Origin of the sequence: Robiginitalea sp. SC105 (genome assembly GCF_014243345.1) — a bacterium.
Taxonomy (GTDB): domain Bacteria; phylum Bacteroidota; class Bacteroidia; order Flavobacteriales; family Flavobacteriaceae; genus Robiginitalea.
Map to the genome: position 1 here is coordinate 1,389,803 of NZ_JACLZF010000002.1, position 24,964 is coordinate 1,414,766.

A 24,964-nucleotide genomic window follows, 5' to 3' on the forward strand; every position below is an offset into this window, starting at 1 on the left:
CTGTACGTTAAATTAGAAGTCTGGCGCGTTCTGGTTAAACCCGCCCCTTAAGCGCATTGAAAACCCAGGCAACGGCAAAAAAGCCGATACCCACCGAGGCAAAGCCCCAACCGGCAATTTCATCATACCGGAAAGCCCCCAGGCCAATAAGCCCCAGGCCGACTATTATCATGATGATGGTTGCCCATGCCAGTACGGTGTTTTTATCCTTCATACCCATTTTTTTGCTAGTTTGGTGAGACCTCAAATATCGGATTTTTTGACCAAAATCCCGCTTTTAGGTCCTGGGGAGGTGCTCATTCGCCGGGAAACCGTATCCCGCATTCCTCGCGGATCGCATCCAGCAGGCCGTGGAGTTCCAGGCTGTTCTGCAGGGACCAGCGGGAGCTTTCCTTTTCGCCGGCAAGCAGGCAGCGGTGCACCTCCTCAATTTCGTGGGTGTACCCTTTGCCCAGCGTCGGCTTTTCAACAGTGGTCAGTTCCCCTTCCATATCGATGTCAAAACCGTTGGTCTCGTGCCACCTCGGATGGATATACACCGTCCCTTTTTCGCAGGATATCTCGGCACGCATTTCCGACCGGGAGGTCAGGCCGCTGTACAACAGGGCAATGGCCTCCGGGTATTCGAACACCAGGCCGATCTGTTTCTCCACGCCCGTCTCGTGAAAATGGGCGACGGCCTTGAAGTCCGAAGGGAGCCCCAGCATCCAGTAAGCCAGGAAAACGGGGTATATTCCGATGTCGAGCAGGGAACCCCCGGCCAGGTCCGGGTTGAGCAGGCGGCCTTCCGGGTCCCGGTCCAGGGCTGCGAAGGCAAAATCGGCCTTGAGGTAAGCGGGCCGGCCCAGTCCTCCGCCTTGTATGCGCTTTGCCACCTCATTGAGGGCTGGGTTGAACCGGCTCCAGAGGGCTTCCATCAGGAACACCTTTTGCGACCGGGCTGCATCCACCAGGCGGCGTACCTCCCCGGCATTGATCCCCATGGGCTTTTCGCAGAGCACGTTTTTCCCGGCACGCACCATATCCAGGCTGTGTTCCATGTGGAAGGTATGCGGCGTTGCGATATATACCACATCCACCTCCGGGTCGGCTGCGAGTTCCTCATACGTGCCGTAAGAGCGCTTTGCACCGAATTCACGGGCAAAACCGGCCGCACGGTCCGCGCTGCGGGAGGCCACGGCTGCCAATTGCCCCCCGGGGACCAGCGCAAGGTCACGTGCAAAGCTGGCTGCAATTTTGCCGGGGCCCAGGATGCCCCATCGGATCGGTTCTACCACGGTATCTGATTTTGGTTACCCCCAAATGTAATGATAAAATCATGCGTATCTTTAGGGCCGCCACTCTAGAAGCCCAGAACCGACATGGATGTGAAATTCAACAAAAACGAAGACCAGAACCGACTCCTGCTTTCCGAATTGCGGAAGCGCTATGCCCGGGTTGCCAAAGGCGGGGGGGATAAAAGGATCGAAAAGCTGCATGCCGAGGGGAAGATGACGGCCCGGGAACGGATCGAATACCTGCTGGACGAACCTGGGGATGCCCTGGAAATAGGTGCATTTGCAGGTTATGGCATGTATGAGGAATACGGGGGCTGTCCCAGTGGGGGCGTGGTCGTAAAAATCGGGAAGGTCTCCGGCAGGCTGTGCGTGGTGGTGGCCAACGACGCCACCGTGAAGGCCGGCGCCTGGTTCCCGATCACCGGGAAAAAGAACCTGAGGGCCCAGGAAATCGCGATTGAGAACCGCCTGCCGATCATCTATCTCGTGGACAGCGCCGGCGTCTTCCTGCCCATGCAGGACGAAATCTTCCCGGATAAGGAACACTTCGGGCGTATCTTCCGGAACAATGCCGTGATGAGCAGCCTGGGGATTCCGCAGGTAGCCGCCGTAATGGGCAGTTGCGTCGCCGGGGGTGCCTACCTGCCCATCATGAGTGACGAGGCCCTGATCGTGGAGAAAACCGGGAGCATCTTCCTGGCAGGGAGCTACCTGGTCAAGGCGGCCATTGGGGAAACCGTGGATAACGAGACCCTGGGCGGGGCCACCACGCACTGCGAAATCAGTGGAGTTACCGACTACAAGGCAAAGGACGACAAGGATGCCCTGGACAGGATCCGTAAGATCTTCGATAAAATGGGCGCGCGCGACCGGGCCGGATTCGACCGGGCCCAACCAAATCCCCCAATGGAAAAACCGGAAACCGTCCACGGGATCGTGCCTGCCTCCCGTTCGGAACCCTACGACATGCTGGAAGTGATCCGTCGGCTTACGGACGGTTCGGAATTTGAACAATATAAGGAAGGCTTCGGAAAATCGCTGCTATGCGGTTATGCGCGGATCGACGGCTGGGCCGTGGGGATCGTGGCCAACCAACGAAAGGTCACCAAGACCGCCAAGGGTGAAATGCGCATCGGCGGGGTCATCTACTCGGACTCGGCCGACAAGGCCACCCGGTTCATCGCCAATTGCAATCAGAAGCGCATCCCGCTGGTGTTCCTGCAGGACGTGACCGGGTTTATGGTGGGCAGCAAAAGCGAACATGGGGGGATCATCAAGGACGGGGCAAAAATGGTCAACGCCGTGAGCAACTCCGTGGTGCCTAAATTTACCGTGATTATCGGGAACAGCTATGGGGCGGGTAACTACGCCATGTGCGGCAAGGCCTACGACCCGAGGCTGATCGTTTCCTGGCCCGGAGCCGAACTGGCCGTAATGAGCGGGAACAGCGCTGCCAAGGTGCTGCTGCAAATCGAAACGGCCGCCCTCAAGAAAAAAGGGGAAACCATCACCCCGGAGAAGGAAAAGGAATTGTACGAAAAAATCAAGCAGCGGTACGATGAGCAGATATCCCCCTATTATGCCGCGGCCCGCCTGTGGACCGATGCCATCATCGACCCTGCCGACACCCGCAAATGGATCAGTACGGGCATAGAAGCTGCCAATCACGCTCCCATTGAGCGGGACTTCAACATGGGGGTACTGCAGGTTTGAAAGGGCTTTTCGCTGCTAACCGCTACCGCAACGGGTTGTTCAGGGTCATGAGTTCCTGGCTGGCCCCCTTCAGGAACAACTTAAAGGTCTCCACCTGCTTTTGTTGCCTGGAAGTCCCGAAATTGGTATAGGTGGTCACCTTCAGGTAACTGGGCGTCAGGCTTTTGTTTCCGAGGTAGGTGACGTTCACCTGCCAGGGCCCGGGGGTGGAGGGGTCAATGACATACTCCGCCGTCCCATACCCACTTATTTTCTCGTCCTCGATCCGTTCTGAGTTATCCGCGTAGGTGTGCTTCCAGTCGTAAGTGGCCCCGTTGGGGTTGATAAACTGGAGCTCGAACTCCGCTTCGCTGTCGTTCCATTCAAAAACCAGGCGGGTTGCGCCATCCAGATAGGGGTCGGTGGTCACCTGCCGCATATCCGTGCCCAGGTTCTCCCCTTCCATCGCAAAAAGGTTGTCGCTGTCGTGCTGCTGGATGAGCCAGAAATCGTCAGAGCCAATCAGATAGCCCTCGGTAAGCAGGTACTGGTACCGGCCCAGGAGGGCGGCCGCCTTGGCATATTGACGGGTATCCCGGTAGGCATTGGCCATGTCCAGGTAGGACTGGCTGTACTCCGGCCGGAGTATAAATACCTCCTTGTAGATATCGCGGGCCTTTTCCTCCCTGCCCTGTTCCTGGTATAGGTAGCCCAGCGCCTTGAGGATCACCGCATTTCCGGCAAAACGGAATTGGTTGTCGGCGATTATCAGGTCGGCAAATTCCCGGTCGGAACGACTGGAATAAAAGTGCTCATAAGCATCCAGGAAAAAGAAGGGGGAGGCCGAATATTTCTCCGCGTATTGCTGGTACACCTGCTGGGCCTCCGTGTTTGAGCCGGCCATCCGCATTTCCTTCAGGTATGTGGGGGCGTTCTCGGCCAACTGTTCCCTGGAAAGGGACTTTTTGGTAGTGGCAGTGGTAATGCCAGGCGCCTGTTTCGCTGCGGCATACCGGGAATTCACCGTGTTGATCACGATCACGCCACCGGCAGCCAGGCTTCCATACCGGACGGCCATGGACCGGTTGTAGATGATCGCCATCCGCTCGATCTGGTTGATATCCAACCAGGCAGCCGCCGTTGTGTAGATCATGCCGTCCACGTCAAAAATAGCGGGGACCTGGTTCAGGATGGAACCCTGGGTCCTCAGGAATACCCGGCCCGTTTCCGGGTTGGAACAGGATCCCTGAACGATGAGGTTTGCAAACCGGTTCCGCAGGTAATCCAGCAGGCATATGCCAATGGGGTTTATCTGGTCACCGGTAAGGCTGATCACCCGGCCGGGAGTCGCATCCGGGTCCAAAAACCCGAAGGAGGTCCGGATAATCCGTTCGTTTTCGGGATATTCCTGCTGCAGCTCCTGTTGGGATTTCAGCCGGCGCGTCATGGTGACCTCCTCCAGTTCGGTATATTCCGGAACCATGACCAGGTTCAAAAAGCGCGTGACATCCTCCACCTTCAGGCGGATCTCCTTCATCCCGGTATAGTTGTAATGGAGGATATCCCCGGTTTCCGCTTCAATCTCATACCGCCCTTCCGAATTGGTATAGGCGGAAGTCTCCTCCCCCTCGATGGTGATGGTTACGTCCGGGAGGGGTTCGCTGCCGTCCGTGATCTTGCCCTTGATCAGCCGGCTCTCCTGGGCTGCCATGAGGGCAGGCAGGCAGAGTAATACAATCAATAATCTCATAACTTTTTCCTTTAGCAATTTTTAAAACCCGGCCGTTTCTGACCGGGACCTTCCTAAAGTTACAAAATTATGTGAAAGTCCCGCAGCGTATCCTCAGGGGGTTTGCAGGGCCTTTGCTAGGGCCTTTGCCGGACCCTGGGGGCTATTGAGGTCGCAGGGAACCTGCGTCCCTTTAAGGGCTAACGGATCACAGGCAGCGCTCCACCGTTAATTCCCCAGGGCGGCCCGGTGGTTGCCGATCAGGTGGAGTCGGGTCTGCCGACCATCCGGGTAGACGAATCCATCACTGCCAAAATAGCCCGGTTCTTCCAGCATGACCCGGATATCCCGGTCCCATTCGGGCAGGGTTACCGTGGTGTTGAGTTCTATGGCATAGGCGGTATTCCGGTGCAACACATAACGGGTGCCGTCTGCCCTGTTCACGCCGTCCTGGGAATCCCACATCCCAATGGTCGTCCCGGCCGAATGGCCATACGTCCCCAGTGGATGGGTATAGATGGAGGGACGGAGGCCTTCCCCCCTGCCAATGGCCAGGGAGGCCGCCAGGATCTCGTTCCCTGTCCGGCCGGCCTGCATTTGGGATACCAGGATATCCTGCACGCGGTTGCCGTCGGCGAGGGCGCTGCTGAGGAATTCAGGGGCCTGGGTTTCCCCCGGCCGCAGCACATAGGCGAGTTGCTGGCAATCCGTATTGAGGCGGAGGTAGGTGATCCCAAAGTCGCAATGCAACAGGTCCCCCGGCTGTATCACTTGTTGTTCCGGACGGTCGGAAAAGGAATACAGGTGACCCTGCAACGGGCTCGCCGAGCGCTGTATATCCACGGTGGGGTGAAACCAGGTGTCCAACCCCAGGTCGGTAACCTTTTGACGCATCCACCATTCCACGTCGGAGGTGGTGGTCCTGCCAGGCATGATCACCTGGTCGGAAAACGCCTCGGCAATAATGTTGTGTGTCACGCGTACCAGGTGACTGTAGATAGGCATTTCCTCCGGGATACGGGTCTCGATCCAGCTGACCGCCAGGTCCTCTGCGGAGACCACCCTGCTCTGGAATTTCCGGGGCAGGTAGGCCATAAAGGCGTCGTAATCCGTTTTATCCAGCCCATCGGCGATGTTGTGGTCCTCCGAATAATTCAGGCCGATGGTTTTCGGGTCCCGCTCGGCAATCAGTTCCATCAACCGCTTCCATTGGTCCGGCTCCTGTTCCTTGTCCCAGGCAGACCGGATGCTCTTCCCGATATTATAGCGGGCCACCGCCAGGCGTTCCGTGTTCCCGGTTGCGGGGTCCCGGTAAAAAAGCAGGATGGTCCGGCGACGCGCACTGAGCCAGGTGGCGGGCAGGAAGGTTTTCAGTACGGGGTCCTCATTGTATTCACGGGAAATCAGGACCCACATGTCAATGCCGCTGCGCTCCATCAGCATGGGAAGCAGGGAATCGAGCCGCCGCTCCAGCAACTGGTCCACCAACGCAGCCCTTTCGGCTTCCGGCAGGATATATTGGGAAAAGGCGGCAGAAGTACCGGCCATGAGAAATACGAGGGAAAGGAAGAAGTTTTTCAAGGTATTCAATTTATGTTCTTTTGGTTTCGGTTAAGAAGGTTTCGAATAACAAAGTTTCGGTTGACGAGGTTTCAATTATCGGGGTTTAGCAGGGCCACTGTACCCTTCCGGTCGATCTTGCCGCTGGCGGTCTGGGCAAAGTGCTCCATGGCGTAGATCTGTTTGGGGATTTCGTATTCCGTAAAGCGGCCTGAAGCCGCGATGCGGTCGGAGAGCTCCCCGATATCGTGCTGCCCTTCCACAAACAGCACCAGGCGTTCCCCCAGGCGGTCGTCCGGCTCGCCAGACACGAAATACCGGCAACTCAACAGGGCGGCCAGCCTGGTCTCCAGTTGTTCGGCGATCAGCTTTACGCCCCCGGAGTTGATCACGTGGTCCCAGCGCCCGTTCCAGCGGAATCCGCCACCCGGTTCCAGGGTGACCAGGTCATTGGTCCGGACCGGCTCGCTAAAGCGTTCCGGGGATTCGATGACCAGGCAGCCGCGCTTGTCGACACTGAAAGTAATGCCTTCCAGGCCGGTATAGGGGGGCAATTCCTCTTCCGGGTCGGAGCCCGGCGGGATGGGTTTGAGTTTCCGCAGGGCCACGTGGCTGCCCGTTTCGGTCATGCCGTAGGTTTCCCATATCTCTGTCCCCTTGCGAGGGAGGGCTTCAAGCAGGGAAGCCGGTACGGGTGCCCCGCCCACAATAATTTTGGAGATGCGCTCCAGCCGGTTCAGAGAAGACCGGAGCTGGAGGGGGACCATTGCCGCAAAATCAAATTTGCCCGGTACGGCGCTTAATGGATCCGAAGACGGAGCCGACGGGACAAGGTCCCAGCCCAGGACCATTGCACGGATCAACATCATCTTGCCGGCTATGGTTGAAAATGGCAGGCAGCACAGGGCACGGGTCCCGCGACCCAGGCCGAGGTATTCCCCGGTTTGCCGGGCACCCGCTACCAGGGTCCATTTATCGAGGCGCACCGGCTTTGGTTTGCCGGTGGAGCCCGACGTATGCTGGACGATATAGGGGGTACTGGAAAGCCAATCCATCATAAAGTCCCCCAGGTCGCGCTCATAGGGCAGCCCTTCCTTGACCAGGCTGTAGGCAACTTCCCTCAGGTCTTCATAATCAAAGGACTGGCCTTCGAGGCGGAATCCGGGATGGTATACTTCCTTCATAAGGCAGTGTTTTCAAATTCTTTACGGGCTTCGGCCTCGCTCCGTACTGGCCCGGTTAACCGGTCTTTCCAGTTCCGCCAGCCGTATTTTCGTGCAAATATCCACAACAGCAGTGGGAAAACCACAAATACGGGGACATATGCCTCCCATCCCAGGGAAGGATCCGAAACATCCAGGTAAATGGAATCCGTCTGGAAAGCAGTCCATGTGGAGGTTACCAGAAGTGCTGTTACCAGGTTGTTCGCGGCGTGGAAACCCAGGGCGAGTTCGAGCCCTTCGTCCATCAGGGTGATAATCCCCAGGAAAAAACCGGTCCCAATATAGTACACCAGACTGCTGTAACCCAGTTTTTCCACCTCGGGATTGGCAATATGGAGTATGCCGAACAGCAGGGAAGTGACTAACAGGGGGACCCAGCGGTTACCGGCAATGATCCCCAGCCCCTGCATCATATGGCCCCGGAAGAGGTACTCTTCAAAGCTGGTCTGCAGGGGGATCAGGAGGATCGCGATTACCGCCAGTTTCCAGAAGGCTTCCCATTGGAAATTCCACTGATAGTCATCCGGGGAAAGCGCCACGTCCAGCAGGGTGACCCCAACGGTAATCCCGCCCCACAGGAGGAAGGCGAAAAAAACGCGCTTCCAGTCCACCCGCCTGCGGGAGGTGGTCAGGGACCGGATGGACTGGGGATGGACAAAACGGGTCCACAAGAGGACCAGAACCAGCCCGAAGGCCATAAAGGCCAGGTTCAGGGCCAGAAACGTATTCTTGCCCATTACCTCGATCATCTGCCGGGTGGCGTCCTCCACACTGATGTCCGAGTTGAGGATGGTCAGAAAATTGACCACCATGAGCCCCACAAATCCGGCAGGGATAAAAAAGTACTTCCAGCGACCCAGGTTGCCGCGGTAACCTTGTTCTATGTACATAATGACTTCAATAAGGGAATATTCCAGTCCCGGTCCGCACGGTACCACAAGTGGCCCCCGTCAGTTTCAAGCGGGCTGTCAAAGTTATTCGAAAAAAGGGAACCGGTACCCAGCCCCTGGGGCATATCGGTTTCCAGCCCGGCAGTCCACTGGGCAATGGCGTTGAGCCCGACGTTGCTCTCCAGGGCACTGGTAACCCACCAGCCGATATTCCTTTCGCCGGCGAGGCGGATCCATTCCTCCCCGGCGGCAAACCCGCCAATCAGGCTGGGCTTTAAAATAATATACTGTGGCCGGATTGCCTCCAGGAGCTGTATTTTTTCTTCCGGGTCGCATATGCCGATAAGTTCCTCGTCCAGGGCAATGGGCAGGATGTTTTCCCGGCAAAGCGCGGCCATCTCCTCCCACTGGCCCTGCCGGATCGGCTGTTCGATGGAATGCAGCCCCAGTGCAGCCAGAGCATGCAACCGCTCCGGCGCCTGCCCTGGCGTAAAGGCCCCGTTGGCATCTACGCGGATCTCCAGTTCCCCTTCAGGGAATTCCTGCCTCACCTGCCGGATCAGGGCCAGCTCCGTTTCAAAATCCAGGGACCCGATTTTCAGTTTCAGGCAGCGGTATCCCTCGGCAATCTTCCGGCGGATCTGCTCCCGCATAAAGCCAGCATCCCCCATCCAAATGAGCCCGTTGATGGGGATGGGGGTCCCGCTGGTAAAGCCCGAATCAAACAGCTGCATGGGCGAATCCCCCTGCAGGGACCGGAAGGCCTGTTCCAGGCCGAACACCAGGCTGGGCCACCGGCACAACTCCTCTCTCAGGGCCTCCAGGCCCCGGTGGATGTTCCCGCAGGCCCAATCGAGCTGTTGTTGATAGCCGGGCCGGTCATCCCAGCTCAGGCCCCTGAAAAGGGCACACTCCCCGATCCCCCAGTTTTCCCCGTCCGCCAGGCAGAGGAAATGGGTTTCCTTTTGGGTGAGCACCCCGCGGGAAGTACCGCCGGGCCGGATAAAATCCAGGGTGTATTTGATATGGGAAGCCTCCATGCGTATGGATCAAATTTACGTATATTTTGGGGGTTAAATATCCTGTTTATGTCATTAAAAAACCAGGTGGTATGGATCACCGGGGCTTCTTCCGGGATCGGGGAAGCGCTCGCCCTCCATCTCAGCGAAAAGGGACACCGGCTGGTCCTTTCCGCACGGCGGGAGGAAGCGCTTGCTGCCGTCCGGGAGCGCTGTGCCAATCCTGAGAAGGCAGGCATCCTGCCCCTGGACCTCGCCCGACCGGAAACATTCGGGGAAAAGGTGCGGGAAGCGACCGCTTTTTTTGGCCTGCCGGACATCCTTGTCAACAATGCAGGCGTCAGCCAGCGGTCCCTGATTGCAGATACGGCCCTGGAGGTGTACCGGGACCTGATGGAAATCAACTACCTGGGAACCGTGGGTCTCAGCAAGGCGATCCTGCCGGAATTCGTGCAAAGGGGGGGCGGCCGGTTTGTGACGGTAACCAGCCTGATGGGGAAATTCGGTTCCCCCCTGCGCTCCGGGTATTGCGGGGCCAAACATGCGCTCCATGGTTTTTTCGACGTCCTGCGCATGGAACACGAAAACCAGGGGATCGGGGTTACCATGATCTGCCCGGGCTTTGTGCGCACCCAAATTGCCAGGAACGCGCTAACGGGGGACGGAAGCCCCCAGGGCCGGGACGACCAGGCCACGCAGGAAGGGATATCCCCTGAGGCCTGTGCCAGGCGCATGTGGCGTGCAGTTGAAAAGGATAAATGGGAAGCCTATGTCGGCGGGAGAGAGGTCCTGGGGGTCTATCTTAAACGGTTGTCCCAGAAACTCCTCCACCGGACGGTGGCCCGCAGCAGGGTGGTCTGATCAGACGGTGATTTCTTCTCCAATCCCCGGCAGCAATAGGGTTTTGCCCGAAGCTTCAAAGGCGGTCCGGGCCCGCTCCTTATCGATTACGATGTAACCGAATGTATCGTAGTGCACGCCCATCACCCGATTGCAACCGACAAAATCGCTGGCCCTGACGGCATCTTCCACCCCCATGGTGAAATTATCCCCGATGGGGAGGACAGCCAGGTCCGGTTTCCCGTATTCGGGGATTAGTTTCATGTCCATATGCAGGGCAGTGTCACCGGCAATATAGATCTGTTTGCCCCCTGCCCTCAGGAGGAAACCGCCGGGTTGCCCCCCGTACGACCCATCCGCAAAGGAAGAGGTATGGACGGCATTCACATATTTCAGCCATCCGAATTCAAATTCCCTGGCACCCCCGTGGTTCATTGGGTGGCCGTCAAACCCTTTTTTCTGGTAATGGCTTACGATTTCGTAGTTGCTGATGATGGTGGCCCCATCCCCTGCCAGGGCTTCGGTGTCCAGCACGTGGTCCTGGTGCGCGTGGGTCAGGAGGATAAAATCGGGCTGAAGGCCCGACAGGTCAATGAGATCCCTGGCCAGGTCATTGGCGGTGATAAACGGGTCCACCACCAGGGTATGGGACCCGGTATCAATCTTGAGGGCTGCGTGCCCGAGGAAGGTGATTTTCATGGAAGAAGGCTTTCTTCCAAATTTATTTAAAATTGAACCAAAACCGAACCCCCTCGCCGGTTTTGTCGATGTTCAGGGTAGACTGTAACTGGTTGACCAGTCGCTGGATCAGCCGGATACCCATCGAATTGTTCGCGCGTTCCTCGGATTCCTCCGACAGGCCCACCCCGTTGTCGGTATATTCAAAGAAGCCCCCTTCACCATTTTTGCGGATGTGGATGTAGATTTTCCCTTCCATGTCATCATCCGGGAAGGCGTATTTGAAGGAGTTCGAAACCAGTTCGTTGAGGATGAGCCCGAAAGGGATGGCCCGGTCGATATCGAGCTCCACGCCCTCTGCATCAATGGCAATATTGATGTTGTGCCCCCCCTTTTTGAACACGGATTGGACGCTGTTGATCAGGCTTTCGATATAGCCCTGCATCTCGATGACGGACAGGTCGTCATTCTGGTAGAGTTTCTGGTGGATGAGCGCCATGGCCTTGACCCGCGTCTTCCCTTCCTCCAGGGCCTCGATGGCCGCCCGGCTGCGCGTGTTCTTGGTTTGCAGGCTCAGCAGGCTGGATACCATCTGCAGGTTGTTCTTTACCCGGTGGTGTATTTCCTTGAGCAGGGAATCCTTTTCGACCAGGGAATTCTCGATGATGTGTTTCTGTTCGGCGATCAGTCGTTGATTCTTGATACTTTTCAGGTAGGCGTACACCAGTCCGGCAAACCCCAAAAGGGTAAATACGAGGGAGATAAACACCAGATTGATCCGCATATCCTGTTCCTGAAGTTCCTGCCGGCCCCGTTCGAGTTCCTGCTTCTGCGCATTGATCATGATCTTGGAATTCTCCAGTTCCTCATTGGCCACGATAGCCAGCAGCTGCTGCTTGCGGCGCGAGGATTCCGCCCGGTCGATGGAATCCTGCAACCGGGCATTGCGGCGCAGGTAGCGCACTTCGCTTGCGTAGTCCTCTAAGCGGTCGTAATAATACGCCAGCAGGCGGTTGCGCTGCAGCACCAGTTCCACCGGGACACCTGTCAGGTCCATGTCCAGGTATTCCCGGGCTTTTTCCATATTATCCAGTTCGAGGTGGGCTTCCGCCAGTGCGAGGGTATTCTCCGCTATGGCCCGGGTGTAGATATCCCGGTGCTGGTCTTCCAGGACGGCGATGCTGTTTTCCAGGTGGGGCAGCGCCTCGCGGAACTGGGTGAGCTGTACATTGGATTTGCCGATATTCCCTTCGATCAGCGCTTTGAGCAATTCCGCCTGGGCTACCTCCTTGTCGGTCTTGACATTCTGTATGTCGTTCAGGTAGACCACAATATATCCCTGTGCCTTTTTGAAGTAGGAGAGGGCCGCTGCCGCCGTATTGTCCTTCAGGAGAAACCCACCCACCGTATTATCGTACTCCGCAAGCTGGTAGAGATTCGTCTGGTCGACGTTCTTCTTCATCTCCATGATATAATCCTTGAGGGCTTTCCGGTGCATGCCCAGGTTGGAATAGATATCGTAGAAGGCTATATTTTCGGTAAAGCCCCGCTCGCGCTTTTCCTTCCGGATTTCAATCTGCTTGTCGTAGAGCTGCAGTTGGCCGTAGGTTTTGTCGATGAGTTCCAGCAGGGCCTGCATGGTTTCCCGGTCGGATTCGGGGATGTCCAGGTAGAGGTCGTTGGCAATGGCCACGCTTTTGTTATAGTCGCCGAGGTCAAAATAGAGGTGGGCCTGGAGCAGTTGATAGGTGCGCATGGCCGTGGAATCACCCGCGCGTTTGGCGGCATTGAGCTCGGAGGTGACCGAATCGAGCCAGTCATAGGCCGATTGTTCCTCGTACCGGTTGGGGGTGGCAAAAAAGAAATCGTATTTGTCTTCCGGCTGCAGGAGTTCCTTGAAGGTTTGCAGTGCCCCGGAATCGGGCATCGACAAATCCTGTGCCCGGATATCCTGAACGGATACCGCCATTAAAACCAACAAGCCTATTGCGATTCTTGCAATCATAATTTGCGCCCTATCCCCTTTTTGAAAAGGGTTGCCCCGCCTGAGGACGAAGCACCCCAAACATAGCTTTTTTTAAACGTTCGCCACAGGAATTGTTGTATATCCCGGCCAACGTGTGGTTAGCGCCTCCCGGAGGGTAGCCAGCGAAATCACTCCTTCGGGTGGATAATGGAAAAAGGCTGTGTACGGATACACAGCCTATTTATCCAAACAGTAAGATGTGGGGCTCATTACGGTCAGACAATTCAAAAATAAGCGGATCTGCCATTCGTTCCTGCCAAATGTTGTGAAAGGGACTATTTCTGTTGTGAAAATCGCCTGAAGGGTGGTTAAGTGCGTTTGGCCGATTTTATTTGCGCTTTGTCGGCAAAAAGCCCCTCAGCACCCCGGAAACTAAAAAGAGCCCCGCCGCTTCCGACGAGACTCTTTTACGAGAACACTATATGAAAATGAAAAAATTAATCCACTATTACAACGGCAATATAGCCCCTGAACTTGCACCCGGGCAACTAATTGTTGTCAAAGGGCAATAACCTGTTGTGAAAATGCACTGGGCGGATATTTACCTCTGGGGAAAGCGCCAGCAGGGATCAGGAATTCATGGCGGAGATGATAAACTCCTTGAAATCCTTGGAGATCGGGATCGGGGTATTGTTGATCATGATATCCTTGGAGTTTATCGCATCGATATGGTCCACATTGACGATATAGGACTTATGCGCCCGGTAAAATTTGTTCCTGGGCAATTTTTCGAGGTAATCCTTCAGGGGGGAACGCACCAGGAATTTTTTGTCCCGGGTGTTCACTTCCAGGTACACGTTGTCTGCCTTGATAAAGAGGATGTCCTCAAATTGGATCCGGTAGTAGAGATGCTGCTTTTTGACAAAGATGCTGTCCTTGAGCACGGAATTTGAGGTCACCTCATCGGCTTCCTCCCCGGCCTCAGATGCAGACCGGTTTTTGGTCCCGTAGATAAAATTGGAAAGGGCAATTTCGATGGAGGTATACAGGTCCTGTTGTTCAAAAGGCTTTACCAGGTACCCGTTCGGCTGCACGGTCTTGGCGTTCTCTACCGTAGCCCGGTCCGAGTTGGAGGTGACAAATATGAATGGGATATCGTAATTCTCCCGAATGTGTTTCCCAAGATCGATTCCCGTCTTGTCCGACGCCAGGATGATATCGATCAGTACCAGGTCTACCTGCTTGGTCCTCAACACTTCCTCCGCCTGCTCATATACGATCACGTTGTCCACGATCTCGTATCCGATCTCCTCCAGCATGGACTGCATGTCATCGGCAATGATCACGTTGTCCTCCACGATGAGAATTTTAATGGGTTGTTCCAAAGCAGCTTGGTTTATGATGGTTATACCATCAAATTTACAAAAAATTATGACTTGCAATGTAAAGCAGCAACCCGATAAAAAACGTACTCAGGGCCACCTTTTTTAATTCCGGGTCCAGGTCGGCTGGCCGCCGGATCTTCGCCATCCGCACCAGGTGCCGGAAGATGATTGTGTAGGGAAGGAGGCACAAACCCCGCGCAAGGCTACCGGGCTCGAGCAAAACAAAAAAACCCATGGCCAGGAAAGAAAGCGTACATAGCAGGTAGTGGTACCGCCTGCCGTTCTCATATCCGATGATCACCACCAGCGTCCGTTTGCCCGAGGCACGGTCCGGCTCCCGGTCCCGGAGGTTGTTCAGGTTGAGTACCCCTACGGAAAGTAATCCGATAGCCAGTGCCGGCAGCCAGGCATCGGCCAGTACTTCACGGGTATAGAGGAACTGCGTGCCCTGTACGCTTACCAGGCCAAAAAACAGGAATACGAACAGGTCCCCCAGGCCCCGGTAGCCGTAGGCCCTTTCCCCAACCGTATACCGGATGGAGGCCCAGATAGCCAGCCCGCCCAGCAGGAGGAACACCAGCAGGTAGCCCCATTGGCTCCCTCCAAAAGCCCGGTAGAGGGTTGCAAGGGTGAAAAGGCCGCTGATGCCGGCAGCCACCAGGACACCCCTTTTGAGTTCGGGGCCGGCAAGCGCTCCGCTCTGCAGGACCCTGGCAGGGCCGATCCGCGAATCATTATCCGTGCCTTTTACACCATCGCCATAATCATTGGCAAAATTAGAGGTCACCTGGTAAGCCAGAGTAGTACACAAGGTGAGCAGAAATAAGGCGGTATCCTGGTATCCGGACCACCGCGCAATTGCAGTGCCCGCCAGAACGCCCGCAAGGGACAGTGGTAATGTGCGGATTCTGGCCGCATTCAGCCAGATCTTAAATTTTTGCAAGTCTATTGTGCGTCTTCGATTGCAATTCGTTTCCCGTCCTTGTAGGAGGCAACAAAGGCATCATTGAAACCCATCGCCACAAGCTCCCGACGGAACTTTTGCGCTTCCTCAAGGGTTTCGAAGTTGCCCACGGAATACGCATAGAATGGATTCGCCTTGACAAAAAGGGAATTGGTAAGGGATTCGGAGGCAAGGCTCAGGTTTTTATCCACAAAGGCCTTGACCTGCACGGAGTAGATGGTTTCCTTTTCGATGAACTTTTTTGCCAGGTAGAATTCGCGCACCAGACTCAGTTCCTCGTTCTGCTGCTTGAGGTTGTCCAGGCGGCCCTTGATGACTTCGAGGCTGTCCAGGGGATAGGTGACGAAGTCCCGGGATTGTTGTTGGACGCTGGAAGTCAACCCCACTGTAAACGAGGCTGCAGCCAGCGCGCCTATCAAAAAAACAGCTGTGATCCCGGCAAAAATATTGCGTTGAATCTTCGAGCGCTTCAGCTCCTTGTTCTTGAACTTTATCTGGTCTAGAAGGCGCTCGTTGATGATCTGCGCCTTGTCGATGTCCTTGTGCAACTCCAGCAGATCGCTTTCTTCGATAAAAGGCATACTCAGGAAATATTAGATGGATACAGGGATAAAAGTAATTAAAATGGGTGGTTCCGGCAAACCTCTTCCGGGATTCTTCCCCCGGTGGTCCAGGTAGTTACCTGTCTTGGCTCCCCCCGTATATTGCCGGCCCTCAGAGGAGGTGGATGCCATCGTCCCGGATGTCGATCCGGCGTTCCCGGTAGAGGATCCCGATACCCTTTTTGAAAAGCTTTTTGCTCATCTGCAATCGATTGCTGATCGCTTCCGGGGCCGATTTGTCGTGGAGGGGAAGCATCCCCCCTGCCGCTTTGAGTTCCGTGAATATCCGTTCGGCCGTCGGCTCGAGTTTTCGGATCCCCAGGGGTTCCAGCACCACGTCCAGTTTGTTGTCTGCACGGACCGTCTTTATATAGCCGGTGGCCGGTTTTCCGATTTCCAGGTTCTTGAAAATCTGGTCAGCGAAAACCAGGCCATGGTGGCGTTGGTTGACAATGACTTCCGTACCCAGGTCGGTGACCCGGTACGGGAGGATACGGACCTCATCGCCTGCAGACAGGGAGACTTCCGTATTATCCAGGTGACGTACAATCCTGGCCGATGCCACCAACCGGAAGGATTTAGGATCCAGGTGGCAATAGACCACATAACTCCTGCCCTTCTCCATCCGTTCCGTTTGTTCCCGGTAGGGCACCAGCAGGTGTTTTTCAAGACCCCAGTTCAGAAAGGCGCCGAACTGGTTCACCTCGGCCACCTCCAGGAACCCGAAGGAGTCCCGGGTAATCAGGGGCTCCAGGGTAGTCGCCACAGGCCGCTCCTCGTGGTCCAGGTAGCAGAACACCCGGATGGTCCCTCCGATTTCGAAATCCTCGGGGACGTATTTGTTGGGCAGCAGGAGGTCGTCGACGTCCTCATCCCCCAGGAAGAGGCCCACCCTGGTGCTTCGTTTGATGGTCAGTGTATTGTAATTCCCCAGCTCAATCATGCCCGATCCTCCATTTTAATCGAATAGCTGCCGGCTCCCGGCCTTCAAAGGTAAACAGATTCCCTGCCGAAATGGCGAACCAGCATGTAATAAACCACGGCGCGGTACTTGTTCCGCTGCGATTTGCCGTAGATCGACAGTACCTCCCGGATGGCGTCCATCAGGGAATCGCTGTCTGCCAGGCCGAGCTTGCCCACCAAAAAATTCTGTCGGACGGTTTCCAACTCCCTGGGGTCCGTACCCGATACTCGGGCCGAATCGTGGTTGTAGATGGAAGGACCGAGGCCTATGGTAACGGCCTTCAGTAAGTCCATATCGGGCTCCTGCTGGAACTTATCCCGAATATCGGCCGCATACAGCGGTATGAGTTCGTCTCTTCTGCTCATGTTGTGGCAACGAAGGTTATTGTATCTGCGCAGGTTCCATAAACCGGCGCCTAAGTTAGGAATTCAAAATAGTCGAGCAAAACCCGGTCGTTTACTTCCCGTGGGGTGCTCACCTCCAGTAATCGGGGGCGCTCCGAAGGCTTCCAGAATTCGGACAGCGCAGCGGATAGTTCCGCGCGGTTTTCGGCCTGCAGGTGATCCAGGCCGTAGGCGTCACAAATTGGCGCGATCTGCCGGTGATGGACGGTTTCAAAGAAGGATGCAAAGGCCGGGCTGTCCTCCTTCCCCGGCAGGATCCTGAAAATGCCCCCTCCTCCGTTGTTGATCACGATAACCCTGAAATCGTTGCGCAGGCTGTTGTTCCAGAGGCCATTGACATCGTACAGGAAACTGAGGTCCCCGCTGAGCAAAAGGGTGGGCCCGGTATAATTATGGGCGGCCCCTATAGCCGTTGAGGTGCTGCCTTCAATCCCGGAAGTCCCCCGGTTGCAAAAAACCGGGTTCTCCGGAGCCATGTCGAACAACTGGGCATAGCGGACCGTGGAACTGTTAGCCAGCTGAACCTGGTAGCCCGGGGGAATGTCCGCGAGGATCCGACCAAAGGCGGCAAAGTCACAGTAAGGAATTTGATCCAGGTAGGTACCCCGGCGCTTTTCATAGGATTCGCGGATGCGGGCCCAGGGCTGCCGGTAGGTCACTTTGGCCGCTGAATTGCCGGTCCGCCCGAGGAAGCTGGCCAGGAAGCCATCCGCATCCGAACGGATATGGCCAGTAAGCGCAAAAAATGTATCATAGGCATTATAGGGGCCCAGGTGCCAGTGCCGCGCAGGCGGATAGGTCCTGAGGAACTGCTTGATTTTTTTGGAAACCACCATCCCCCCGATGGTCAGGAGCAGGTCGGGGCGCAGGGCGGCAAAAGAGGCAGCTGCATTATCGGATTGTTCGATCGGGGCCAGGATGCTGTCGATGCTTGGGAAAAAGTCCTTATGGTGCAGGTTGGAAGTGGTCTCCGTAAATACCAGGATGGATGGATCGGAAGCCAGTTGTTGCTGGACTTCCGGGGAAAGGCCGCCAGGGGGCAGGCTCCCGACCAGGACCATCTTTCGCCCAAGGGCCTGCCAGTCTGTAAGCAACCCCTCCCCTTCCGGCTCCACATTCCTGTTCTTTGGCAGCTTCCGCGGCTCCAGGGGAAGCGGCGGATACGAGCGTGTTCCGTAGAGGGGTTCCTCCAGGGGGATGTTCAGGTGTACAGGCAGGTGCTCCTCCAGGGCCAGACTCAAGGCCGTTTGAATCATCCCTTCGTTTTCCCGCTGAATGCCCGCCTGCATCCGGGTGAGGGCCTCTTCCGACCCGGGTGCTGTCCCGTTCATCCAACGGATTCTGCCGGTTGCATGGGTCACATCCTGTAGGAGGCTGGCCTGGAACCCGATATGTTTGTCGTAAACGCCTTCCTGTCGGATCGTCTGCCCGTCGCCGATGTCTATCTTGTATGCCGGGCGGTCTGCCGAGAGGACCAGGAGGGGGACCCTGCTGTAATAGGCCTCGGCCACGGCCGGATAGTAATTCAGCATGGCGCTTCCCGATGTACATACCAGGGCGGTGGGGATACCGGACTGCTGGCTGAGTCCCAATGCAAAAAAGGCCGCGCTCCGCTCGTCTACCACGCTGAAGCACTCAAAGAAGGGGTCCGAAGTAAACCCCAGGACCAACGGGGCGTTACGCGACCCGGGAGACAAAACCACTTGTCGGATTCCCCAGGCTTTGCAGTAGGTTACCAGGGTATGGGCGGCAGGGATGTCGGTATATCTCATAAACGCTGCAAAAATACGAAGCGCCCCCCTGCTATCCCAGCCTTTGGGACGAATTCTCGAGTACCCGGAGCACCGTCAGGCTCTTGTGCTGAATTTCCTCCCATTCCAGTCCGGGATCCGATTCGGCTGTAATGCCCCCGCCCACATAAACATGGGCGTTACCGGAGCGAAGCTGCATGCACCTCAGGTTGACGTACAGGCGGAAGGAACCCGGTGCCTGAAGCCCTACTTCCCCGAGGTAACCGGCATAGAATTCCCGGTCGAAGTTTTCATGTTTCAGGATGTATTCCCTGGCCGGTCCGGCCGGGAGGCCGCAAACGGCAGGGGTGGGATGCAGGGAGGTGACCAATTTTGCAGCCTGTGCCGTCCCTGCCCGGAAACCAATCCGGGTCTTGAGGTGCCAGAGGGAACCGGCCCGTTCGTTCCTGGTGGGGCCTACCTCGGCCTCCAGCCCGGCCTCCCGGAGTTTTTCCCGGATGTACTGCGCAACCATTTGCTGCTCCCGGTATTCCTTCCCAGTCCAGTCCGGTGCTGCGGTTCCTTTTGCCGGCAGGGTCCCGGCCAGGGCATCCGTACAGCCCTTCTCCCCGTCAAAGGCCATCAATTGTTCCGGGCTGGCCCCCAGCCAGGTACCGGTTTCCGGATGGTGCCACAGGTAGCAAAGGGCCTCCGGGTAGGTATCGCACAAGTGGAAAAACAGCTCCGTGGCAGAACCGGAAAAGGGGACGGAAAACCGCCTCGCCAGGACTACTTTTTCGAGTTCACTGCCCCGGATGGCCCGGATCGCTTCTGCAACAAGTTCCTTGTGGATTTCGCGACCCTCGGGGTCCGGCCGCGGTGAAACGGTTTGCTCACAAGGGGGTCCCGGTTTGTAAGGGGTTCGATAATAGGTATCGGCCTGCAAAAGCACTGCCTGCCGTGAAATAAAATGGAAAGGGGCAAATACGAAACCGGGGCGGTCCATCCCCTCCATTATAGACAGGCGGGAGTCGTCCTGTAACAGGGTAAGGAGTTCGCGCCCACCGGGTTCCCGGTAGACGACCAGCGGAAGCGACGCCTGCAATTGCTCCTCCAACAAAGGCTGGAGGCGGGATAACTTAATTTTCTTTGGGGAGGGCAATGGTGGTAAGTTTACAAAGGGAAATCAGCTCATCTTCGGGACCGGTAACCCGGATCTCCCACAACTGGGTGGTCCTGCCGTGGTGCAGCATGGAGGCACGTGCATAAACAAAGCCCTCGGAGATGCTCCGCAGGTGGTTTGCGGAAATTTCAATCCCCCGGACAAAAAACTTCTGGGCATCCAGGAATACATAGGAAGCAGCACTTGCAACGCTTTCGGCCAGGGCCACGGTCGCACCTCCGTGCAGGATGCCATCCGGCTGGTGTACCCGGGGGGTAACCGGCATGCGGGCGGTCAGGTAGTTTTCACCCACATCCGTAAATTCAATGCCAAGGGTCTCCATCAGCGTATTTTTGCAGATTCCGTTGCAAACCCCGAGGATTTTTTCTTTGTATTGCTCCATGCATTTTACATTTTTGCAAAGGTAAACATTCCCGTAAGAAAGATGTCCGAGCCCGATACGCCTTCCAGCACCCAGAAAGCGGTTTCCTATACCGCCAGCCAGCCCTATTTTACCAGGGGCAGGCGTTCGGCCGACACGCAATCCACCTGGATGGTTTTCCATGGGATCGGGTACCTTGCCCCCCATTTCCTGAAGCACTTTGAGCATCTGGACCCCGATCGCCATTACCTCGTGGCACCCCAGGCCCCCTCCCTCTATTACCAGACGGAATCCTACGACCGCGTAGGCGCCTGCTGGCTGACGCGGAAGCATACGGCCATGCAGATGGAGAACCTGTTGGGGTACCTGGACCAAATAGCTGAAAGTGAAGCCCTGTCCACTGCCGGGCGCCTGGTGTTTTTTGGATACTCTCAGGGGGTGTCCATCGTATGCCGGTGGGTGGCGCAGCGTAAAATCAGCTGTGACCGCATCGTCTTGTATGCCGGAAAAGTCCCGGACGATGTTTCCCCCCGGGATTTTGACCACCTGCCGGATACCTGCCGGGTAGAATTGCTATACGGGGATTCCGATCCCCTTGCCGATAAATGGGATCGCTCCCGGTTGATAGGCCATGCACGGGATGTCTTCGGGTCCCGCCTTAAACCGATTTCCTATGCGGGGGGACACGAATTGCAACGGCAATGGATTCGGGAATAAAAGAGCTGCAGAATGCCCGGGCACACCTGGTCCCGCTCGCGGGAGCCAATTACCGGCTTTTACGGGAAGTTGCGCGGGATCCGGAACTTATCCGCTATTCCCCGGGTATCCTCCATACCCAGGAAGGTTTTGAGGCGTATTTCGGGAAAGCCCTGGCGGAGATGCGACAGGGAATAAGCCTTGTATTCCTGATCCTCGACCGCAAAACCGGCCAATATGCGGGTTCCACCCGCTTCATGCGGATGGACCCGGCCAACCAGGTACTCGAAATCGGTGCCACTTGGATCGCCAAATCCTTTTGGGGGACCGGCCTGAACGGGGCGGTCAAGGAGTTGCTGCTTGCGGAAGCCTTCGGCCAGATGGGGTATGAACGGGTGGAATTCCGGATCGATGAACGCAACCTGCGCTCCAGGAAAGCAGTTGAAAAACTGGGTGCCCGCCTCGAAGGCATCCTTCGCTCCAATGTTTATTTGTCCGATGGATTTAAGAGGAATACCTGCGTGTACGGGCTGCTCCGGGAGGAATGGGCAGACAGCCGAACAGGCCAGTTTGGGTAACCGGGCAGGCTAAAACGGGTTAATCGGGCAGGCTGTCCTTTGCCGCCTTTTCCGGCTGGGGTTGGTAGTACTCGATCTGCCGGACGACCATGGTATTCTGGGGCGTGATGATCTGCCGGATCCAGTTGCCCGGTTTGTGGCCATCCATCTGGTAAACAAAGTTCCGGGTTTCCTTTTTGGCAGTGGCAGCATCCCCTTTGTTCGCCGAATGCGTTACAATGGTCTCGGATTCGGTGAAATTCTGCGGGTTATAGGTAAAATCAATGGTCCTGGATGGCACAAAGGAGCCCTTGTCCCGGTCAAAGGCAAAGGTGACCTCCCGGATGAGCCGGTTTCCGGCATCCATTGTCCGCTCTACCGCCTTTACAGGTTCACCCTGCACAAATTCCTTGGTCAGTTCCGTGGTCTGCACGCCTGCGGGTCCCTGCCGCCGGGAGGTCCGCACTGATTTTTTCAGGTCTCCGTTCTGATAATAACTGGCCGTTTCCTCCTCCTTGAAAACCGTGTATTCCACTGTGGTCTCGTCCACCCCCTCCGCATCGCTGCGGACGATCCGCGACAACCGACCGGCATCCCCAAAGTAATAAACCACCTGCTCCTGGAACGTCCGGTCGTAGGAAACGATGCGTTCCATCAGCCTGGGTGGTCCGGTGGTATCCCGCTGGTAAAAGTGGGCAATGGAGGTCTGCTCATCAAACACCCGGTCCCGGTATACCTCGTCCCTGCGCTCTTTGAGCAGGCTGTCCCGGTAGCGGTAATATGTGATGTCGTAGTCCGTGTCGCTGTAGCGCGTCTCCGATTTGATCAGTTTTCCAACCCTGTCAAATTCGAAGGTTTCCTCCCCGTAATTCGCTTTGACCACACAGGATTTAACCGGGCCCACCAAACTAAAATCGGCTCGGGTGAAGGTCTCGGGTACCTGGGCCTGTGCCAGCAGGGAGAACAGGGTGGTGATCAGTGCGAATTTTGAAGCGTAGTTTGGAATCATAGGGTAAAATTACTGCTTCCGGGTCAAAGGCGGACTCCCGGACCCAAAAATAAAAAAGGGCGGAAATTTTTCCGCCCTTTATGCTAACGCCTTAAAACCGCGTTTCTTATTTCACTTCCTCGAAATCCACGTCTTCCACATTGTCGCCTTCCTTGGCATCCTCCGCGGAAGAAGCGGTATCCGCTCCGGCGTCTGCACCTGTCTGCTGGGCGTCGGCCTGCGCCTTATACATTTCTTCGGAAGCTGCCTTCCAGGCTTCGTTGATCTTGTCAAGGGCGGGCTGGATGACATCCGTGTCCTTGCTTTCGTAGGCCTTCTTGAGCGCTTCAAGGGCAGATTCGATCTCCTGCTTCTTGTCGGCAGACAATTTATCACCGAATTCGCTGAGCTGTTTCTCAGTCTGGAAAATCATCTGGTCCGCCTCGTTGAGCTTGTCTACTTTCTCCTTGGCTTTCTTATCCGCTTCGGCATTGGCTTCCGCCTCTGACTTCATCCTTTGGATTTCCTCTTCGGTCAGTCCGGAAGAAGCTTCGATTCGGATATCCTGGGATTTCCCGGTTGCCTTATCCGTCGCAGACACCTTGATAATCCCGTTGGCATCGATGTCAAAGGTCACCTCGATCTGGGGTGTGCCCCGGGGTGCAGGCGGGATCCCATCCAGGTGGAACCGCCCGATGGTCTTGTTGTCCTTGGCCATCGGACGCTCTCCCTGCAGCACGTGGATTTCCACAGACGGCTGGTTGTCTGCGGCCGTGGAGAACACCTGTGACTTCTTGGTCGGGATGGTGGTGTTCGCCTCGATCAGTTTCGTATTCACGCCGCCCATGGTCTCGATTCCGAGGGACAGGGGGGTTACATCCAAAAGCAGTACATCCTTTACATCCCCGGTCAGCACGCCTCCCTGGATGGCAGCACCAATGGCAACCACCTCATCCGGGTTTACTCCCTTGGAGGGCTTTTTGCCGAAAAATTTCTCGACAGCCTCCTGTACGGCGGGGATCCGGGTGGAACCTCCCACGAGGATGATCTCGTCGATATCGCTCTTGGACAGTCCGGCAGTCTTCAGTGCCGATTCACAGGGCGCGATGGTGCGCTTTACCAGGTCTTCGATCAACTGCTCGAATTTTGCGCGGGACAGCGTACGCACCAGGTGTTTGGGCCCGGAAGAGGTCGCGGTGATATACGGCAGGTTGATTTCAGTCTGGGAAGACGATGACAATTCGATCTTGGCCTTTTCGGCTGCTTCCCGAAGGCGCTGCAACGCCATGGCGTCCTCCCGCAGGTCCATGCTTTCCTCTTTTTTGAACTCATCGGCCAGCCAGTCGATAATTTTCTGGTCCACGTCGTCCCCGCCCAGGTGGGTGTCCCCGTCTGTGGAAAGCACCTCAAACACGCCGTCCCCAAGTTCGAGGATGGAAACGTCATGGGTACCGCCGCCAAAGTCAAAAACCACGATTTTCTGGTCCTGGTCTTTTTTATCCAGTCCGTAAGCGAGGGAGGCCGCGGTCGGCTCGTTGATGATCCGCTCCACTTTCAGGCCGGCAATTTCCCCGGCTTCCTTGGTCGCCTGGCGCTGGGAGTCGTTGAAATAGGCCGGGACGGTGATCACTGCACGGTTGACGGTTTGCCCGAGGTAATCCTCGGCTGTCTTTTTCATTTTCTGGAGGATCATGGCGGAGAGCTCCTGGGGGGTATACAGGCGTCCGTCCACATCCACCCTTGGGGTATTGTTGTCTCCCTTGACCACTTTATAAGGTACCCGTTCTGCCTCCTTCTGGGATTCCGAGTACTTGTTCCCCATAAAGCGCTTGATGGAGTATATCGTTTTGTTCGGGTTGGTAACCGCCTGCCGTTTGGCCGGGTCCCCTACCTTGATCTCGCCGCCTTCGACAAATGCGATAACAGAAGGCGTTGTGCGCTTGCCCTCGGCGTTCGGGATTACCACCGGCTCATTTCCCTCCATAACGGAGACGCAGGAGTTTGTGGTACCTAAATCTATTCCGATAATCTTGCTCATTCCTATAATTTTATAATTAATGTATTGCTTTCCGGTCGTTTACCAGGTGTCAAACAATATGCCATTGCTCAAAAACTGACATACTGTCACTCGTGGCGCCGGAAGGCCGTTTTGCCGGGGTGCCAGGGTCTAGGGGCCACCTGTATATTTTTCCTGAATAATCCGGGGGAACTCTTCCCGGGCTTCGTATTTTCGCAGGTAACCCGAAAACCAATTAA

23 protein-coding genes are annotated in these 24,964 nt (G+C 56.2%); 4 read left to right on the forward strand and 19 right to left on the reverse strand.

Annotated elements, in window-relative coordinates:
• Positions 1-34 precede the first annotated feature (34 nt).
• Positions 35-220 (reverse strand): CAL67264 family membrane protein, encoded by a 186-nt coding sequence (locus H7F20_RS15230; protein WP_185787022.1) that lies wholly within the window; start codon positions 218-220, stop codon positions 35-37.
• Positions 221-296: 76 nt separating this feature from the next.
• Complete coding sequence (locus H7F20_RS15235) at positions 297-1,277, reverse strand: Gfo/Idh/MocA family protein (RefSeq protein ID WP_185787023.1); 981 nt, start codon at positions 1,275-1,277, stop codon at positions 297-299.
• Between the two features lie 84 nt (positions 1,278-1,361).
• Here H7F20_RS15235 and H7F20_RS15240 point away from each other — a divergent pair, with 84 nt between their 5' ends.
• On the forward strand, positions 1,362-2,990 hold the full coding sequence (locus H7F20_RS15240; RefSeq protein WP_185787024.1) for an acyl-CoA carboxylase subunit beta: 1,629 nt from the start codon (positions 1,362-1,364) through the stop codon (positions 2,988-2,990).
• A 22-nt stretch (positions 2,991-3,012) separates the two neighbouring features.
• Here the strand turns inward: H7F20_RS15240 and H7F20_RS15245 are convergent, their stop codons facing one another.
• From H7F20_RS15245 to H7F20_RS15265, 5 genes are all read right to left on the reverse strand, one after another.
• The gene (locus H7F20_RS15245) at positions 3,013-4,719 is read right to left on the reverse strand and encodes a carboxypeptidase-like regulatory domain-containing protein (RefSeq protein WP_185787025.1); all 1,707 of its coding nucleotides are present in this window, start codon (positions 4,717-4,719) and stop codon (positions 3,013-3,015) included.
• A 207-nt stretch (positions 4,720-4,926) separates the two neighbouring features.
• On the reverse strand, positions 4,927-6,246 hold the full coding sequence (locus H7F20_RS15250) for a M24 family metallopeptidase (RefSeq protein WP_185787184.1): 1,320 nt from the start codon (positions 6,244-6,246) through the stop codon (positions 4,927-4,929).
• A gap of 104 nt (positions 6,247-6,350) precedes the next feature.
• Positions 6,351-7,442, reverse strand: a complete 1,092-nt coding sequence (locus H7F20_RS15255; RefSeq protein ID WP_185787026.1) for an AMP-binding protein — start codon at positions 7,440-7,442, stop codon at positions 6,351-6,353.
• Entirely contained in the window at positions 7,439-8,371 is a 933-nt protein-coding gene (locus H7F20_RS15260; protein ID WP_185787027.1) for a CPBP family intramembrane glutamic endopeptidase, read from the reverse strand. Before H7F20_RS15260 ends, H7F20_RS15255 begins: the two co-directional genes overlap by 4 nt.
• A complete protein-coding gene (locus tag H7F20_RS15265) occupies positions 8,362-9,411 on the reverse strand; it encodes an o-succinylbenzoate synthase (protein ID WP_185787028.1) in 1,050 nt (349 codons plus the stop codon). The genes H7F20_RS15260 and H7F20_RS15265 overlap by 10 nt, the downstream gene beginning before the upstream one ends.
• Before the next feature lie 48 nt (positions 9,412-9,459).
• On the opposite strand from H7F20_RS15265, the gene H7F20_RS15270 reads away from it, so the two are divergent.
• The gene (locus tag H7F20_RS15270; RefSeq protein ID WP_185787029.1) at positions 9,460-10,251 is read left to right on the forward strand and encodes an SDR family oxidoreductase; all 792 of its coding nucleotides are present in this window, start codon (positions 9,460-9,462) and stop codon (positions 10,249-10,251) included.
• Here H7F20_RS15270 and H7F20_RS15275 read toward each other — a convergent pair whose 3' ends face one another.
• The 10 genes from H7F20_RS15275 to H7F20_RS15320 form a co-directional block, all read right to left on the reverse strand.
• Positions 10,252-10,929 carry a metal-dependent hydrolase gene (locus H7F20_RS15275; protein ID WP_185787030.1) on the reverse strand — a complete coding sequence of 226 codons (678 nt, stop codon included), beginning with the start codon at positions 10,927-10,929 and terminating at the stop codon, positions 10,252-10,254.
• Between the two features lie 22 nt (positions 10,930-10,951).
• On the reverse strand, positions 10,952-12,913 hold the full coding sequence (locus tag H7F20_RS15280; RefSeq protein ID WP_255444121.1) for a sensor histidine kinase: 1,962 nt from the start codon (positions 12,911-12,913) through the stop codon (positions 10,952-10,954).
• Between the two features lie 590 nt (positions 12,914-13,503).
• Complete coding sequence (locus H7F20_RS15285) at positions 13,504-14,259, reverse strand: LytTR family DNA-binding domain-containing protein (RefSeq protein ID WP_185787031.1); 756 nt, start codon at positions 14,257-14,259, stop codon at positions 13,504-13,506.
• A gap of 34 nt (positions 14,260-14,293) precedes the next feature.
• On the reverse strand, positions 14,294-15,202 hold the full coding sequence (menA, locus tag H7F20_RS15290) for a 1,4-dihydroxy-2-naphthoate octaprenyltransferase (RefSeq protein WP_185787032.1): 909 nt from the start codon (positions 15,200-15,202) through the stop codon (positions 14,294-14,296).
• A gap of 2 nt (positions 15,203-15,204) precedes the next feature.
• Positions 15,205-15,804, reverse strand: a complete 600-nt coding sequence (locus tag H7F20_RS15295) for an SPOR domain-containing protein (protein WP_185787033.1) — start codon at positions 15,802-15,804, stop codon at positions 15,205-15,207.
• Between the two features lie 133 nt (positions 15,805-15,937).
• The gene (locus H7F20_RS15300) at positions 15,938-16,768 is read right to left on the reverse strand and encodes a S1 RNA-binding domain-containing protein (protein ID WP_185787034.1); all 831 of its coding nucleotides are present in this window, start codon (positions 16,766-16,768) and stop codon (positions 15,938-15,940) included.
• 44 nt (positions 16,769-16,812) lie between these two features.
• Positions 16,813-17,154, reverse strand: a complete 342-nt coding sequence (locus H7F20_RS15305; RefSeq protein ID WP_185787035.1) for a DUF2853 family protein — start codon at positions 17,152-17,154, stop codon at positions 16,813-16,815.
• A 50-nt stretch (positions 17,155-17,204) separates the two neighbouring features.
• The gene (menD, locus tag H7F20_RS15310; RefSeq protein WP_185787036.1) at positions 17,205-18,965 is read right to left on the reverse strand and encodes a 2-succinyl-5-enolpyruvyl-6-hydroxy-3-cyclohexene-1-carboxylic-acid synthase; all 1,761 of its coding nucleotides are present in this window, start codon (positions 18,963-18,965) and stop codon (positions 17,205-17,207) included.
• A gap of 31 nt (positions 18,966-18,996) precedes the next feature.
• On the reverse strand, positions 18,997-20,085 hold the full coding sequence (locus tag H7F20_RS15315; protein WP_185787037.1) for a chorismate-binding protein: 1,089 nt from the start codon (positions 20,083-20,085) through the stop codon (positions 18,997-18,999).
• Positions 20,063-20,488 carry a PaaI family thioesterase gene (locus H7F20_RS15320; RefSeq protein WP_185787038.1) on the reverse strand — a complete coding sequence of 142 codons (426 nt, stop codon included), beginning with the start codon at positions 20,486-20,488 and terminating at the stop codon, positions 20,063-20,065. Before H7F20_RS15320 ends, H7F20_RS15315 begins: the two co-directional genes overlap by 23 nt.
• A gap of 42 nt (positions 20,489-20,530) precedes the next feature.
• Here H7F20_RS15320 and H7F20_RS15325 point away from each other — a divergent pair, with 42 nt between their 5' ends.
• Together H7F20_RS15325 and H7F20_RS15330 are read left to right on the forward strand one after the other, a co-directional pair.
• On the forward strand, positions 20,531-21,184 hold the full coding sequence (locus H7F20_RS15325; protein ID WP_185787039.1) for an alpha/beta hydrolase: 654 nt from the start codon (positions 20,531-20,533) through the stop codon (positions 21,182-21,184).
• On the forward strand, positions 21,169-21,741 hold the full coding sequence (locus tag H7F20_RS15330; RefSeq protein WP_185787040.1) for a GNAT family N-acetyltransferase: 573 nt from the start codon (positions 21,169-21,171) through the stop codon (positions 21,739-21,741). The genes H7F20_RS15325 and H7F20_RS15330 overlap by 16 nt, the downstream gene beginning before the upstream one ends.
• A gap of 19 nt (positions 21,742-21,760) precedes the next feature.
• On the opposite strand, the gene H7F20_RS15335 is transcribed toward H7F20_RS15330, so the two are convergent.
• Together H7F20_RS15335 and dnaK are read right to left on the reverse strand one after the other, a co-directional pair.
• A complete protein-coding gene (locus H7F20_RS15335) occupies positions 21,761-22,729 on the reverse strand; it encodes a hypothetical protein (RefSeq protein ID WP_185787041.1) in 969 nt (322 codons plus the stop codon).
• A 106-nt stretch (positions 22,730-22,835) separates the two neighbouring features.
• Positions 22,836-24,746, reverse strand: a complete 1,911-nt coding sequence (gene dnaK, locus H7F20_RS15340) for a molecular chaperone DnaK (protein ID WP_185787042.1) — start codon at positions 24,744-24,746, stop codon at positions 22,836-22,838.
• Positions 24,747-24,964 lie beyond the last annotated feature (218 nt).

Bases quoted from the DNA above. Each gene is read 5' to 3' on its own strand.
- H7F20_RS15230 (WP_185787022.1), bottom strand. From the start codon at position 220: ATGGGTATGAAGGATAAAAACACCGTACTGGCATGGGCAACCATCATC.
- H7F20_RS15240 (WP_185787024.1), top strand. From the start codon at position 1,362: ATGGATGTGAAATTCAACAAAAACGAAGACCAGAACCGACTCCTGCTT.
- H7F20_RS15245 (WP_185787025.1), bottom strand. From the start codon at position 4,719: ATGAGATTATTGATTGTATTACTCTGCCTGCCTGCCCTCATGGCAGCC.
- H7F20_RS15250 (WP_185787184.1), bottom strand. From the start codon at position 6,246: ATGGCCGGTACTTCTGCCGCCTTTTCCCAATATATCCTGCCGGAAGCC.
- H7F20_RS15255 (WP_185787026.1), bottom strand. From the start codon at position 7,442: ATGAAGGAAGTATACCATCCCGGATTCCGCCTCGAAGGCCAGTCCTTT.
- H7F20_RS15260 (WP_185787027.1), bottom strand. From the start codon at position 8,371: ATGTACATAGAACAAGGTTACCGCGGCAACCTGGGTCGCTGGAAGTAC.
- H7F20_RS15265 (WP_185787028.1), bottom strand. From the start codon at position 9,411: ATGGAGGCTTCCCATATCAAATACACCCTGGATTTTATCCGGCCCGGC.
- H7F20_RS15270 (WP_185787029.1), top strand. From the start codon at position 9,460: ATGTCATTAAAAAACCAGGTGGTATGGATCACCGGGGCTTCTTCCGGG.
- H7F20_RS15275 (WP_185787030.1), bottom strand. From the start codon at position 10,929: ATGAAAATCACCTTCCTCGGGCACGCAGCCCTCAAGATTGATACCGGG.
- H7F20_RS15280 (WP_255444121.1), bottom strand. From the start codon at position 12,913: ATGATTGCAAGAATCGCAATAGGCTTGTTGGTTTTAATGGCGGTATCC.
- H7F20_RS15295 (WP_185787033.1), bottom strand. From the start codon at position 15,804: ATGCCTTTTATCGAAGAAAGCGATCTGCTGGAGTTGCACAAGGACATC.
- H7F20_RS15300 (WP_185787034.1), bottom strand. From the start codon at position 16,768: ATGATTGAGCTGGGGAATTACAATACACTGACCATCAAACGAAGCACC.
- H7F20_RS15305 (WP_185787035.1), bottom strand. From the start codon at position 17,154: ATGAGCAGAAGAGACGAACTCATACCGCTGTATGCGGCCGATATTCGG.
- menD (WP_185787036.1), bottom strand. From the start codon at position 18,965: ATGAGATATACCGACATCCCTGCCGCCCATACCCTGGTAACCTACTGC.
- H7F20_RS15320 (WP_185787038.1), bottom strand. From the start codon at position 20,488: ATGGAGCAATACAAAGAAAAAATCCTCGGGGTTTGCAACGGAATCTGC.
- H7F20_RS15325 (WP_185787039.1), top strand. From the start codon at position 20,531: ATGTCCGAGCCCGATACGCCTTCCAGCACCCAGAAAGCGGTTTCCTAT.
- H7F20_RS15330 (WP_185787040.1), top strand. From the start codon at position 21,169: ATGGATTCGGGAATAAAAGAGCTGCAGAATGCCCGGGCACACCTGGTC.
- H7F20_RS15335 (WP_185787041.1), bottom strand. From the start codon at position 22,729: ATGATTCCAAACTACGCTTCAAAATTCGCACTGATCACCACCCTGTTC.
- dnaK (WP_185787042.1), bottom strand. From the start codon at position 24,746: ATGAGCAAGATTATCGGAATAGATTTAGGTACCACAAACTCCTGCGTC.